Below are 13,637 nucleotides of genomic sequence, written 5' to 3'. Positions count from 1 at the left end.
GGGTACAAGCTGTATGCTTGAAAAATCAACGCATTACGGTGCGGCAGTGCCGACCATGACAGGGGTCAGTAAATTTTGACGATGCACAATATCTTATTGATTATGTTACGGTAAATTGCCACGGGAAATCCCAGAGAGCCGCAGCAACAAGGCGGGTCTGCTGTTATTGCTCGCGTTGACCTTCCCGCTGGCTCTGATGACGATGCCGGAGAGTTGGTACAGCCGTATGGATTCGATGCAGGCTTATCAGCAGGACGCATCGGCGCAAGGTCGCATCAATGCGTGGTGGACGGCGTGGTACGTGGCGCTTGATCATCCGCTGGTGGGCGGCGGCGCGAATATGTTCAATCGGCAGACGTATGCGCTCTATGCGCCCAACCCTCAGAATGTTCTTGATGTGCACAGCATCTATTTCGAGGCCTTGGGCGAGCACGGTTTCGTCGGCCTTTTCATCTTTCTTGCCATCGGGATCGGCGCGCTGGTGACCCTGAACCGGGTGATACGATTTGCCAAGTCGGACGCGGCCTTGGGCTGGATGCGGGATCTGGCATCAATGATTTACGTAAGTCTTGTCGGCTACGCGACAAGCGGTCTATTTCTGGGACTTTCAATGTTCGACTACTATTATATGCTCATCGCGATCACGGTCGCGCTTGCCGGCTTGACGCGCCGCTATGCACGCGATGGGGTGCCGGCAATCGATAAGCCGCCCGGCGTTCCCCTGGGTGTCACGGGAAATCGACGCCGCGCTGTGGGCGTCGTGCCTGCCGGTCGGCGTTTTACGCTCGGCGTGTCCAAGGCGGCGAACTGGTTTGCGAGGCTGTAAGCCGCGAACCTGGAGCGGCGCGTCAGCGTCCACGCTGCGCGGCGACGACCGTGCCCCCGGATCGCATGGGATGCGGTTCATGGATGCCCATCCCCAGGTTCTTCGCGCCACTTCGCGGCACCCGGACTCACTGGGGGTTTGTCGCGGGTTCGAGCCGGGGCAGATCCTGGTCGAGCTCTTCAGCCGCGACGAAATAGAACCCGCACTGTTCTTGCGTTAAATTCTCGGATGCGGTCCGCGGGTATTTCCGGCAACTCGGCGGTCGGACGTGGTAGACGGCGCAACTGCTCAGCCCCTGGTCGTCGAAGCGCAGGAACGGGCACGGATAGGGCAGTTTGCAGCAGGCGCCGCAGCGGTTGCACTCGCCCCGCCGATTTTCGTCGATGGGCAACAGGGAGGTTGTGAGACGCTTGAGTTTACTGAGCATCCGAAGGGTACTCTTAAGGATGGGTGGGCGCTGAATTCAGCACGACAGGCTGCATACCATATTTCAAAGTGCTGTGCTTGTCACTCCGTTGGCCGCGGCACAGGCGCTGTCGGTCGGGCGATCAACGCGCGCCAGGCGCGCGTGGTGTTCGCTGGGACCCGGTGTTCAGTCCACTGCTCGGTGACGATCGACCGACCCGTTGGTCGGTTGGTAACAATGGCAATTATAGTGTGTTCGATAACAGATTCACGGGTCATCCAGTCATGCCGATGTCTTCTTTTCCCTGCAGTATTGATGGGTTTCAGCCCTTGGACGCGGTTCAGCAGGAGGCGTACCAGTTACTGCATGATCTGAAGGTTCGCTTGGCTGGTGCCCCCGAGGGAGCGCCGAAGCGCAGGCTCTTGGACCGGTTGATCGCACGGCCGGTTCCCGGCAAGCCCCCGATCACCGGCCTCTATTTATGGGGTGGAGTCGGGCGCGGCAAGACCTACCTGATGGACTGGTTTTGTGGATCCTTGGCGGTCGCCGGTGCACGCCGGATCCATTTTCACCATTTCATGCGTGATGTTCACGATGCGATGTCCCGGCTGCCGAGTCAACCCGACCCGCTGGAGGTGATCGCCGATCAGTGGGGGCGCACGGTGCGGATTTTGTGTCTTGATGAGTTCGTGGTGACCGACATCGCCGATGCCATGATCCTGCATCGGCTGTTGCGCGCGCTGTTTGCGCGCGGTGTCACCTTGGTGGCGACGTCAAACACCAAGCCGGACGCACTCTATCGCAACGGCTTGCAGCGACAGTTGTTTTTGCCGGCGATCGAGTTGCTGAAAGCCCACACCCAGGTGTTTGAACTTAACGGTGCCGTCGATTATCGGTTACGGGAGTTAACGCAGAGCGGGGTCTATTTCGTCGGCGGCGACGGCGAGGCCAGACTCGCGGAGCATTTTGATCACCTGACCGGTGGGCATGGGACGCTCGATCAGGACTTCAGTGTCAACGGCCGGAGTTTCCCGGTGCGTCGGGTAGGCCCCGATGTTGCCTGGTTCACTTTTCAGGACCTTTGCGCAACGCCACGGTCAGTCTCGGATTATATCGAAATCGCAAAGCTTTTTCACACCGTGTTGATTTCGGGTGTGCCGGTGTTCGGCCCACGGCACGAAGCGGCCGCCAGACGTTTCGTGCACCTGATCGATGAGTTCTACGATCGTCGGGTCAAGCTGGTAACGGCCGCTGAAGCGCCGATCGCGGAGTTGTATCCGGGCGGGTTCCTCGACTTTCCCTTCGAGCGGGTGCAAAGCCGTCTGCTTGAGATGCAGACGCTCGCTTATCTGGCCGCGCCGGGCCGGGCATAGTCTGATGATCGGGCGTGTCCCGCAGAAATTGGAGTCTCGATTTTTCCGGGTCACCGTAGGAATTTGCGTAAGCTTGGCAGCATGAGTAAACCCGTTAGCGCGCTACCTATCGCCGGGGAATCCGGTCGCTGAAAATCAAGAACAACGGATACGCCGCATCGTCGTACAGATCGAGCGTCTCGCCCCGGTGACCCATGAGCCTGACGGACTACCATGCCAAGCACATCGCCTATGAACTGACGCGACGCTTTCCGTCCGACAGTCCCGAGCGACTCGCCGGTGCCGTCGCCAGCGCCCAAGTCGATCTCAACCCCCATCAGGTCGATGCGGCCCTGTTCGCCTTCGCCTCCCCGCTGTCCAAAGGCGCTTTGCTCGCCGACGAGGTGGGCCTCGGCAAGACCATCGAGGCCGGCCTGGTCCTGTCCCAGCGCTGGGCGGAGCGTCGGCGACGTATCCTCGTCATCACCCCGTCGAACCTGCGCAAGCAATGGTTTCAGGAGTTGACCGAGAAGTTCTTCCTGCCCTGCCGACTCCTTGAGGCCAAGTCCTACAACGCCGCGATCCGCCAGGGCCAGTTCCGCCCCTTCGAGGTTCCCGAGGTCGTGATCTGCTCCTACCAGTTCGCGAAGAGCCGGGCGGCCGATGTCCAGGCCACCGCCTGGGACCTGGTGGTCATCGACGAGGCCCACCGCCTGCGCAACGTCTACAAACCATCCAACGTCATCGCCAATACCCTGAAGCTGGCCCTGGCCGGCCGGCACAAGCTGCTGCTCACCGCGACGCCCTTGCAGAACTCCCTCCTGGAGCTGTTCGGCCTGGTCAGCTTCATCGACGAGCACAGCTTTGGGGATCTGAAGAGTTTCCGGGAGCAATTCGCCAACCTGACCCAAGCGCAGGTCTTCGCCACACTCAAGGCCAGGCTCAAACCCATCTGCCACCGCACCCTGCGGCGTCAGGTTACCGCCTATATCCCTTTCACCAAGCGCCTGCCGCTGGTGGAAGAGTTCACCCCGGAAGAGGGCGAGGACCGGCTCTACCACCTGGTGTCGGACTACCTGCAACGGGACAACCTCCAAGCCCTGCCAGCCAGCGTTCCCTGATGACGCTGGTCCTGCGCAAACTCCTGGCCTCCTCGACATTTGCCATCGCCGGGGCCTTGACGACGATTGCCAACCGGCTCAGGGCCAAGGTGGGGACAAAGGAACCCGGCGAGCCGCTGGAAGATGCCTTGGACCAGGACTACGAGGCACTGGACGAAACCGCCGAGGAGTGGACCGACGACACCCTAGCGGAGCCGCTGAGCGAAACCGACCGGGCCGCCCTGGAGCGTGAGATCGCCGACCTGGACGCCTTCGCCCGACTCGCCGCCTCCTTCGACCACAACGCGAAGGGCCGTGCCCTGCTCAAGGCACTCGGGGTCGCCTTCGCCAAGGCCAAGACTCTGGATGCACCGGAGAAGGCCATCATCTTCACCGAGTCGCGCCGCACCCAAAGCTATCTGCTGCGCCTGTTGGCGGATAGTCCCCACCCAGAGGGGATCGTCCTCTTCAACGGCGCCAACACCGATTCTGCCGCACGCCGAGATTCGCTTCGACTACGTTCGGCACCCAGGCAAGATCAGCCTCATCGAGCCCCTGATCGGTCGCTCCGGTTGGTTGATGATGTCGCTGTTCCGTGTAGAATCCCTGGACCAAGGGGAAGATCACTTGATCTTTGCCGCCGTGACGGACGACGGCGAGCCCCTGGACCCAGAGGTTGCAGCCCGCTTGATGACAGTGCCCGGCTCAGCCTCCCCCCTTCCAGTCGGAGAGCGGCCGGGTCTGACGGAGCAAGCCCTGGGTGCCCAGACAGACCGGCAACGCGTTGCCATCGAACGCCAGGTGTTCGAGCGCAATGCCCGCTTTTTCGAGGCCGAGGCGCAAAAGCTCGACGGCTGGGCCGACGATCTCAAGGTCGGACTGGAACGGGAAATCAAGGAGATGGATCGCCAGATTTAGGAGGCACGCCGGGCGGCAAGCGCCGCCGTCACGCTGGAGGAGAAACTCGTAGGACAACGGCAGGTCAAGGCTCTGGAAGGTGAACGCAGTCGGAAGCGGCGGTCGCTTTTCGATGCACAGGACGAGGTAGACCGCCAGCGGGATCGACTGATCGCAGAGACTGAAGCGAAACTGGCGCAGGCGCGGTCTCTCCAAGCGTTGTTTTCGATTCGTTGGTCTATCCAGTGAGCATAATCGCAAACGCCACACGGCAAACCAAGAACATTGCGGAGGCAACGAGTGGCCAAAAAACTCGGGTTCCATACCCTGGGTGTCCAGCCGGCGGTTCTGCGCTGGGCGCGGGAGTCTCAGGGCTACTTGCCCAAGAGGGAACAGGGTATCGAACGTTTCTGCAATGCGCTTGCCGCAGAAACTCTAGTTCCTTCCGCGGACTTTGAAAACCAATTGACCGGGATTTCCGCACCATACGACGATGCGGTGGTGCCGCTTGCGCGGCGCTATCATGTGAGCCGGGAGTCGATCCTACGCAGATTCCTCGATCGCGGCCTAATCGATCAGCACAGGTACGAGGCCAGGGTCAAACAGTGGGCCGCCGAAACCGAGACTAGCGGGTCCGGCGGCGATTACTATTCGACTCAGGCGACCTACCTTGGTGAAAGTTACATGCGACTCGTTTTCGCCAAGCATTACCAAGGGCGATTAACCATTGAACAGACGGCGGACTATCTTGGCGTCCGGACAAGAAGCGTTTCGGGTCTTGAAGAGGCGCTGTTGCGTAACGCGTTGCCGGCATGATCTACGTATTCGATACCGGCGCCTTCATCGTGCCGAACGTCTGCCGGCACTTTGGTGTGCCCTGCCTTAACTTGGAAGGCGTCATGGCGCAGCAGGGCTGGACCTTCTAATCATGGCGACGAAGCAGAAACTGGAGTTGACCTGGATCGGCAAGGAGAATCGGCCGCGGTTGGAGCCGCGCATCCTGCTGGAGGACCCGGCGCGGTCCTATCACGCTGCCCATCGGGTGACGGAGCGGGATTGCTTCGACAATCGGCTCATCTTCGGCGACAACCTGCTGGCGCTCAAGGCGTTGGAGGCGGAGTTCACGGGAAAGGTGAAGTGCTGCTTCATCGACCCGCCCTACAACACTGGGAGCGCCTTCACTCACTACGACGACGGGGTGGAGCATTCCATCTGGCTGTCGCTGATGCGCGACCGGCTGGAGATCATCCGGCGGCTGTTGTCGGAGGATGGGTCCTTGTGGATCACGATCGACGACAACGAGTGCCACTACTTGAAGGTGTTGTGTGATGAAGTATTTGGACGAGCATGTTTTCTAGCGAATGTCGTCTGGGAGAAGCGAACCTCTCGGGAAAATCGCCGCGTATTTTCATTCAATCATGACCATGTGTTGGTATACGCCAAATCAAAGCCATTGTTTGAAAAGGTTCGGAATGCGCTTGGTTTAAGTAATGAGGTTCTCGCCCGATACAAGAATCCTGATCACGACCCACGCGGACCTTGGCAATCCGTGTCGGCGAATGCGCAAGCTGGCCACGCCACCGCAAGTCAATTCTACCAGTTGATTCTGCCCTCTGGGCGCGCAATCGACCCCCCCAAAGGCCGTTGTTGGCTTTACACCAAGCACCGTATGCGGGAAGAAATCAGTGCCGGCAATATTTGGTTTGGAACGAATGGCGACAACGCACCTCGCATCAAGAAGTTTCTTCGTGATTACGAGGAGAAAGGACTCACTCCGGAAACAATCTGGCCTGGCGCCGAAGTAGGAACGAACGACGATGCAAAGAAGGGGTTATTGACGCTCCTTTCTGATGTTTCAGTCTTCGATAACCCCAAGCCGGAGCCGCTCTTGGAGAGGGTCATACATATCGCTACTAACCCCGGCGACCTCGTCCTCGACTCCTTCGCCGGCTCGGGCACCACCGGCGCCGTCGCCCACAAGATGCGCCGACGCTGGATCATGGTCGAACTGGGCGAACACTGCCACACCCACATCATCCCGCGGCTCAAAAAGGTCATCGACAATGATGACCCCGGCGGCATCACCAAGGCCGCGGGCTGGAAGGGCGGTGGGGGGTTTCGCTATTACCGGCTCGCCCCCTCGCTGCTGGAGAAGGATACCTGGGGCAACTGGGTCATCAATCGCGACTACAACGCGGCGATGCTCGCCGAGGCACTATGCAAGCTGGAGGGCTTCACCTACGCCCCGTCGGACTCGCTCTACTGGCAGCACGGACACTCTACCGAGCGCGACTTCGTCTATGTGACCACCGCCAGCCTGACCCACGAACAACTGGTGCAGTTGAGCGACGAAGTGGGACCGGAGCGCAGCCTCCTGGTGCTGTGCACGTCCTTCCGCGCCAAGGCCGATCTGTACCCCAATCTCACCGTCAAGAAGATCCCACGGCAGGTTCTCTCCCGCTGCGAGTGGGGCCATGACGACTATTCGCTGCGGGTGGAGAACCTGCCGAGTGCGCCACCGGCGCCGGGGCAGATGAATCTGTTCGACCATGAGGAATGACCATGACCCGTCATCCTCTCGTTCCCTCTGCGCATGGGAACCAGAGAGCGCGCCAGTTATGCAGATGAGGAATCACCGATGACACAAGTCCACATCGAGTTACCCGAGGCGGTCTATGCGGTGCTGCATTGCGCACCGGAGGAACTGAACCAGGAACTGCGGTTGGCCGCCGCGGCCCAGTGGTATCAGCAGGGCCGAGTCTCCCAAGAATGGGCCGCGACGATCGCCGGGATGGACCGCACGGATTTCCTGCTGGCCCTGGCACGCATGGGTAAGGACTCGTTCCAGGTCGATTTCGACGATCTGGACCGGGAGTTGGCGCGTGGGTGACCGCCTGGTCATTAACGCCTCGCCGTTGATCTTTCTGGCACGGGGCGGCCAACTCGGGTTGCTGCGGGCGTTCGCCCGCGAGGTCTGGGTTCCTGAGGCCGTCGCCGAGGAGATTCGACACCGCGGCGCCGGGGACGTCACAGCTCAGGCGGTGATGGCGACTGACTGGCTGGTTGTCAAGACGGCCCCAGCGATCAGCGTCGCCATTGCGGATTGGCGCCTCGGCGCCGGCGAATCGGCCACCGTCGCCTTGGCTCTGACGCATGGATTGGAGGCGGTTATCGACGATTTGGCTGGCCGCAAATGCGCCGAGAGTCTCGGCGTTCCGTTGCGGGGCACGCTGGGCATCGTGCTAGCGGCGAAGCGTCGTGGCGTGATTCCCGCGGCACGTCCGGTGATCGAGGAGTTGGTATCGGCAGGACTCTACTTGTCCCGCCGGGTGCTCGATGACGCGCTACTTCGGGTAGGAGAATGATGGGAACAGAACTATTTGGCTTAGCGGGAATTGCTAACCATCGATTCAACACGCGGTGCGTGTTGAATTCAGTAGGGGGCAGCCCAGTTGGATCGCGCCGATACTGCAGGCACCTGGAGTGAAACCGTGAATCGTCATGTGAACGCCATTGCCGGCCGTCTGAGCCTGCGCCCGCCCCAGCGCCGGTCGCTTGAGGTCCTGGACCGGATCATGGAGATAACGCCACCCGGCAAGGGCGCGGATGTCGCTGCGAAGCTTGCGACGATCCGCGGTGAGTTTCCATCGGTCACCGACTTCGAGCGGGACTTTCCCTCTCTATGCTTCGCGCTGGCCACCGGCGTGGGCAAGACCCGGCTTATGGGCGCATTCATCAGCTATCTGCACCAGGCCCACGGGATCGACAATTTCTTCGTGCTGGCGCCCAATCTTACCATCTACAACAAGCTGATCGCCGATTTCACACCGAATACACCAAAGTATGTCTTCCGCGGTATCGCCGAGTTTGCCACCGACGCGCCGATGGTCATCACCGGCGACAACTACGAGCAGCAGAACGTCACCGGCGGGAGTTTTTTGGGTACGGTGCGGATTAATATCTTTAACATATCCAAGATCAACTCCGAGGTCCGCGGCGGCAAGTCCCCACGCATCAAGCGGTTGTCGGAGTATATCGGCGCGAGCTATTTCGACTATCTCGCCGGGCTGCCGGACCTGGTGCTTTTGATGGACGAGTCTCACCGCTATCGCGCGAGCGCGGGGATACGTGCGATCAATGAGCTGAGGCCCATCCTAGGGCTGGAGTTGACTGCTACCCCATACGTTGAGACCAGCAAGGGCACCTTACCGTTCAAGAACGTGATCGTCGACTATCCACTGGGTCGAGCCATGGCTGACGGTTTCGTCAAGGAACCTGCGGTGGTGACGCGTAAGGACTTCGACCCGAAAGGCATGTCGGCAGATGAGATCGAGCGCCTCAAGCTGGAGGACGGGGTGCGCCTGCACGAGGGTGTCAAGGTCGAGCTGGAAACCTTCGCCAGGGAGTTCGACAAGCCCATCGTCAAGCCCTTTGTGTTGGTCATCGCCCGCGATACTACACATGCGGGTCAGCTATTGGCCCTAATCCAGTCCGATGCCTTTTTCGAGGGGCGCTACAAGGACAAGGTCATACAGGTGGATTCGAGCAAGACGGGCGCCGAGGAGGAGGCCATGATCGCGCGCCTGCTCAAGGTGGAACATGCGGAGGAACCCACCGAGATCGTCATCCATGTCAATATGCTCAAAGAGGGCTGGGACGTCACCAACCTCTACACCATCGTGCCCCTGCGCGCGGCCAATGCTCGCGTGCTGATCGAGCAGTCCATCGGCCGCGGGCTGCGCCTGCCTTATGGTGTGCGCACGGGCGTGACCACGGTGGACCGACTGAACATCGTGGCCCATGACCGGTTCCAGGAGATTGTGGACGAGGCCAAGCGGCCGGGGTCGACGATTCAACTCCAATCGGTGGTCCTTGACATGGATCGGATTGGGCAAAAAACAGCCACGATGGTGTCCCAGTCCCAGTTGGCCAGCCAGCTTGGATTCAAACCCGCTACACCCACCAGCAGCACCCAGGTGGCGGGTCAGGACCAGCCCGTCGCCTTCGACAAACCCCAGGAGCAAGCCCTTGCGCAGCTTGCGTATGGGGTGATCCAGAAACTGAGCGGCGACCCCCAAACGGTGCCGACGGTCGAGCACCTGAGGAAGCCGGAGGTTCAAGCGGCTATCGTGCAGGCGGTAGAGGAGCAACGTATCCCGGCGCAGTTGGAGTTGAAGGGTCTGGCGGAGGAACCCGACATTGCTGCCGTGGTGGCCAAGACGGTCGACCTAGTCGCCTGTCAGACGATCGATATGCCGCGTATCCTGGTGGTCCCCAAGGGGGAGGTACGCTCCGGCTTCAACCCCGTCACGCTCGATCTGGCGGCTTTGCGGTATGCGTCGGTATCTGACGAGTTGTGGGTCCAGCACTTGCGAACGGGGCAGTTGGATGTGGTGGCGTTGGGGCGCGGCGGGGTACAGGAAGCTCGGTTGGAGGACTACGTGGTCAGCGGTCTGATCGACTTTGACGACATCTCCTATGACGACCATGCGGACCTGCTCTACGACCTGGCCGGGCAGACGGTCCGGCACTTTCTGGGCTATCTGTCGGAAGATGACACGCGCAAGGTCTTGCGCTGCTATCAGCAGCCCATCGCCGGATTCATTCATGCCCAGATGCAGAAGCACTGGTTCGAGGAGGCCGCGGGTTACGAGGTAAAGATCAGCAAGGGATTCACAGAGCTGAAGCCCAGTGCCTACAGCTATGCGGTACAGGAGCCGCCCGCCGACTATCGGATCAGCCCGCAGGACAAGAGCAACATGGGCCGGTACCTGTTCGGCGGTTTCCAGCGCTGCCTTTACCCGGTGCAGAAGTTCGAGTCCGACGCCGAGCGCAAGCTCGCGGTGATCCTGGAGCGAGAGGCCCAGAAGTGGTTCCGGCCCGCCAAAGGGCAGTTCCAGATTTACTACCGCGATGGAGCGGATCATCGGGAGTACCAGCCGGATTTCGTGGCCGAGACGGACACGACGATCTACATGCTCGAACCCAAAATGCGTAAGGAGATGCAGGACTCTGTGGTGCTGGCTAAGAAGGAGGTAGCCGTCAGTTGGTGCGCCAACGCCTCCGCCCATGCACTCTCCCATGGCGGTAAACCCTGGAGGTACCTGCTGATACCTCACGACGCCATCGCGGAGAACATGACCCTGAGCGGCCTTGCCAAGCAATTCTGGACGAATTGGCGGTAGACGTCCGGGTTCGGCGGGTCCTTGCGGCGATGGCGGTTCGAATTGCAGAATCGACACGCGGCGGCGATGTTCTCGCGCGAACAACTACCGCCGTCCTGCCGGGCGACCAAGTGCTCGCCCGTACATTGAAGCTGCGCCGCAAGGCGTTGGGTGATGCTGATGCTCTGTCGCGTTCAAAATTCGAACGATGCGGCCAAGCTGCGATCAATCGACCCGCCGATAAAAATGAAATCACAAACCACCCGCGGTTGCAACAGTTCCGCGTGGAAATTTCGAGGTCCTGACGAAGGAAGGATCTGCCCATAAGCGCTCTCGTTACCGATGCGTGTGGCGCTTCCGACCGAGCCGTCCACGATACGAACCATCTTTCCCGAGAAAGTCTCAGCTTGCGTCAGAGGGAAAAGCAGCAACAGGGCGAGGAATGCGAGCAAACGGAGGCGAGGAGACGGAGGGAGCTTCCCGGCCACAGATCTAACTTGAGGGTCAGCAGGGGCGAGAATCCGAGTGTTGAGATAAGATAAGCAGTCTCAGGCTGTCGCTGCCAATCGCATCATGGATGGCGGGTCGTATGGCGGGTAGAAAAAGAAAACGCGCCCTAAAGCGCGTCTTTACTGATCATTTGGCGGAGAGGGAGTCCGCTGGAACGTGGTTCGTTACCGTCCGTTACCGTCTGCATGTGTCTGTATCGTCAAGCGCTTGCGTCTAGCATGGTCCGTTAGCGTCCGCTAGAATCTAAGCCTGTGTTGTGGGTAGTTTTGTGGGTAGACCTGAACGGGGCGGATATGGCATCGAACATTCACCGGCTGACGGATCGCCAGATCAAGAACGCGGCTAAGCCGCTCAGCGACGGCGGCAACCTGTGGGTCTACCCACAAGGCAAGGCCCTGAACTGGATTCTTCGCTACACACTCCAAGGCCGCGCCCGAGAAATGGGGCTTGGCGCTTATCCTGCCGTCTCGCTGGTTGCCGCCCGTAAGGCCGCTGCCGGGTATCGGGATATCCTCAAGTCCGGCGTTGACCCCATCGACTACCGGGACGCCCAAGCCAAGGCCGAAGCCATCAAGGCCGCGGGCGTCCCGACCTTCACGAGCGTTGCCGCCCGGTTCATCCTTGCGCACCGCCGCGGGTGGAGCAACGCCAAGCACGCGCGCCAGTGGTGCGCCACCCTCAAGACCTACGCCCGGCCGATCATCGGCACTAAGCCGGTTGACCAGATCACGACCGAGGACGTGCTGAAAGTCCTGAAACCCATCTGGAACACCAAGACCGAGACGGCAAAGCGGGTGCAGGGTCGCCTTGAAAACGTCCTGGACTTCGCCGCCGCGCATAAGTGGCGCGATCAGAGCAACCCGGCCCGCTGGCGGGGACACCTGGACAAGCTGTTGCCCCGCCCCTCCCGCGTGGCGACCGTCGCGCATCATCCGGCGATGGATTACCAGGATGTACCCGTGTTCATGGTGGAACTTGCGGGCAAGGAAGGCGTGTCGGCCCTGGCCCTGCGGTTCCTGATCCTGACGGCCTGCCGTACTGGTGAAGTCGTTGGCGCGGCGTGGAGTGAGATTGACCTGACGGCGGCTGTTTGGACCATCCCGGCCGAGCGGATGAAGGCCAAGCGCGAACATCGGGTTCCGCTCAGCGACGCCGCCCTAACGATTCTGTGGAGCCTGCCGCGGATCGCTGGCAATCCCTACGTTTTCCCCGGTGCGCGTCACGGTCGGCCCGTCTCCACTATGGCAATGCTTCAACAGATGCGCGGTATGGGCTACGGAGTCGGCGGGGATCGCGGAAACGCTGTTCCTCATGGGTTCCGTTCGGCGTTCCGGGATTGGTCCGGGGAGGTTTCCAGCTTTCCGCGTGATGTCTGCGAAATGGCTTTAGCCCATGTTATTGAAAACAAGGTCGAGGCCGCTTATCGACGCGGGGACCTGTTCGCCAAGCGGGCGGCAATGATGGACGCTTGGGCGGAGTGGTGCATTCGGCCAGTTGCGCCCGTCGCAGAGATCCCCGCGGTTAGGGCGCGCACCGCTTGACCCTGCCCCTTCTTCAAGATTTTGCGTTGTGGGCATGTGTAAAAAATCGCCATTGACTTTTAATGGACCTTGTTGGAGCATGGTGAGGCTGCACGCGCGCCCCGGCGATATGGGGGCTGACTCACACTTACCAGCGCAGCATTTATGTAGGTGCCTGCTGATTCGAGCCCTGATCGAAAACAGGGTGTGGCAATTCTCCTAGCCACTGCGGGAAACACGGAGCTTTCGGCTTTTTGCCGGGGCTTTTGCGTGTCTGTGCCCCGGCTGGAGACTCGTATATGCCACCTAAACCCGCGCATGACTTCCCCACGGCGACCACTGCCCCGCCCAACCTCTTAAGACCAATCCTGCGTCTCCCCGGAGTTCTTTCGGCTTCGGGAGACAAAAAATCAACTCATTACTTAAAAATTTCACAGGGACTATGGACTAAGCCCGTGCGCTTGGGTGCGCGGGCGGTTGGTTGGCCGAGCGATGAAGTTGCATCCCTGATTAATGCTCGTATAGCGGGAAAGTCTAATGAGGAAATACGCGACCTGGTAAAACAGCTTGAATCCGCCCGCGGGGCTGGAACGCGCGTTAAGGGGTTAAGCGATTCGGCCCAGCGGAAGGATTGATGATGGAAACCATGGACGAAAAAGAAAACGCCCGGAGCGATGACCGCGACCAGGCGAAAAATACAAGCGAATCAAATGATAAGGCAGCAAGCAACCAAAGTCAAGGCCCGCGGCTACCGCGGCCGGACGCAATCAAACGGGCGATAGACCCCGCCGACTTCTATCGACGTGAAATCGAGCGCGCCCCAGCCCTCAAGGCCCAAGATGACGGGTGGACACAAAACTTT

General features: G+C 60.4%; 16 protein-coding genes. 14 read left to right on the top strand and 2 right to left on the bottom strand.

Going from position 1 to position 13,637, the window contains the following annotated elements; all coding sequences use genetic code 11:
- Positions 1 to 115: 115 nt before the first annotated feature.
- A complete protein-coding gene (locus QZY03_RS01595; RefSeq protein WP_295577568.1) occupies positions 116 to 826 on the top strand; it encodes a putative O-glycosylation ligase, exosortase A system-associated in 711 nt (236 codons plus the stop codon).
- Positions 827 to 953: 127 nt separating this feature from the next.
- Here QZY03_RS01595 and QZY03_RS01590 read toward each other — a convergent pair whose 3' ends face one another.
- Positions 954 to 1,253 carry a hypothetical protein gene (locus tag QZY03_RS01590; RefSeq protein WP_295577566.1) on the bottom strand — a complete coding sequence of 100 codons (300 nt, stop codon included), beginning with the start codon at positions 1,251 to 1,253 and terminating at the stop codon, positions 954 to 956.
- 269 nt (positions 1,254 to 1,522) lie between these two features.
- On the opposite strand from QZY03_RS01590, the gene zapE reads away from it, so the two are divergent.
- The 9 genes from zapE to QZY03_RS01545 all read left to right on the top strand — a co-directional run bounded on the left by zapE (position 1,523) and on the right by QZY03_RS01545 (position 10,766).
- Positions 1,523 to 2,605, top strand: a complete 1,083-nt coding sequence (gene zapE / locus QZY03_RS01585) for a cell division protein ZapE (RefSeq protein WP_363168794.1) — start codon at positions 1,523 to 1,525, stop codon at positions 2,603 to 2,605.
- A gap of 194 nt (positions 2,606 to 2,799) precedes the next feature.
- On the top strand, positions 2,800 to 3,705 hold the full coding sequence (locus QZY03_RS01580) for a DEAD/DEAH box helicase (RefSeq protein WP_295577560.1): 906 nt from the start codon (positions 2,800 to 2,802) through the stop codon (positions 3,703 to 3,705).
- A 558-nt stretch (positions 3,706 to 4,263) separates the two neighbouring features.
- Positions 4,264 to 4,602 (top strand): hypothetical protein, encoded by a 339-nt coding sequence (locus tag QZY03_RS01575; protein WP_295577558.1) that lies wholly within the window; start codon positions 4,264 to 4,266, stop codon positions 4,600 to 4,602.
- A gap of 264 nt (positions 4,603 to 4,866) precedes the next feature.
- A complete protein-coding gene (locus QZY03_RS01570; protein ID WP_295577556.1) occupies positions 4,867 to 5,397 on the top strand; it encodes an ImmA/IrrE family metallo-endopeptidase in 531 nt (176 codons plus the stop codon).
- Positions 5,394 to 5,507, top strand: coding sequence for a DUF4411 family protein (locus tag QZY03_RS01565; RefSeq protein WP_295577553.1), 114 nt, complete (start codon positions 5,394 to 5,396; stop codon positions 5,505 to 5,507). The genes QZY03_RS01570 and QZY03_RS01565 overlap by 4 nt, the downstream gene beginning before the upstream one ends.
- Positions 5,508 to 5,566: 59 nt before the next feature.
- Positions 5,567 to 7,141, top strand: a complete 1,575-nt coding sequence (locus QZY03_RS01560) for a site-specific DNA-methyltransferase (RefSeq protein WP_295577551.1) — start codon at positions 5,567 to 5,569, stop codon at positions 7,139 to 7,141.
- 78 nt (positions 7,142 to 7,219) lie between these two features.
- Positions 7,220 to 7,471: a UPF0175 family protein gene (locus tag QZY03_RS01555; RefSeq protein ID WP_295577549.1), complete on the top strand. Its 252-nt coding sequence runs from the start codon at positions 7,220 to 7,222 to the stop codon at positions 7,469 to 7,471.
- Entirely contained in the window at positions 7,464 to 7,946 is a 483-nt protein-coding gene (locus QZY03_RS01550; protein WP_295577547.1) for a DUF3368 domain-containing protein, read from the top strand. The genes QZY03_RS01555 and QZY03_RS01550 overlap by 8 nt, the downstream gene beginning before the upstream one ends.
- A 126-nt stretch (positions 7,947 to 8,072) precedes the next feature.
- Positions 8,073 to 10,766 carry a DEAD/DEAH box helicase family protein gene (locus tag QZY03_RS01545; RefSeq protein ID WP_295577545.1) on the top strand — a complete coding sequence of 898 codons (2,694 nt, stop codon included), beginning with the start codon at positions 8,073 to 8,075 and terminating at the stop codon, positions 10,764 to 10,766.
- Here the strand turns inward: QZY03_RS01545 and QZY03_RS31905 are convergent.
- The gene (locus QZY03_RS31905) at positions 10,697 to 10,876 is read right to left on the bottom strand and encodes a hypothetical protein (protein WP_363168790.1); all 180 of its coding nucleotides are present in this window, start codon (positions 10,874 to 10,876) and stop codon (positions 10,697 to 10,699) included. The two genes, QZY03_RS01545 and QZY03_RS31905, sit on opposite strands and share 70 nt — an antisense overlap.
- Here QZY03_RS31905 and QZY03_RS01540 point away from each other — a divergent pair.
- The 4 genes from QZY03_RS01540 to QZY03_RS01525 form a co-directional block, all read left to right on the top strand.
- On the top strand, positions 10,796 to 11,050 hold the full coding sequence (locus QZY03_RS01540) for a hypothetical protein (RefSeq protein ID WP_295577542.1): 255 nt from the start codon (positions 10,796 to 10,798) through the stop codon (positions 11,048 to 11,050). The genes QZY03_RS31905 and QZY03_RS01540 overlap by 81 nt on opposite strands.
- A 498-nt stretch (positions 11,051 to 11,548) precedes the next feature.
- The gene (locus QZY03_RS01535; RefSeq protein ID WP_295577540.1) at positions 11,549 to 12,796 is read left to right on the top strand and encodes a site-specific integrase; all 1,248 of its coding nucleotides are present in this window, start codon (positions 11,549 to 11,551) and stop codon (positions 12,794 to 12,796) included.
- Between the two features lie 278 nt (positions 12,797 to 13,074).
- Positions 13,075 to 13,410 (top strand): AlpA family transcriptional regulator, encoded by a 336-nt coding sequence (locus tag QZY03_RS01530; RefSeq protein WP_295577538.1) that lies wholly within the window; start codon positions 13,075 to 13,077, stop codon positions 13,408 to 13,410.
- A partial coding sequence (locus tag QZY03_RS01525; protein ID WP_295577536.1) for a hypothetical protein occupies positions 13,410 to 13,637 on the top strand: 228 nt, incomplete at its 3' end. The genes QZY03_RS01530 and QZY03_RS01525, both read left to right, overlap by 1 nt.

This window comes from uncultured Lamprocystis sp., assembly GCF_903933125.1.
In the GTDB taxonomy this organism is placed as follows: Bacteria; Pseudomonadota; Gammaproteobacteria; order Chromatiales; family Chromatiaceae; genus Thiodictyon.
The sequence above is the reverse complement of the archived record's forward strand: the minus strand, read 5'-3'. Positions and strand labels throughout refer to the sequence as shown.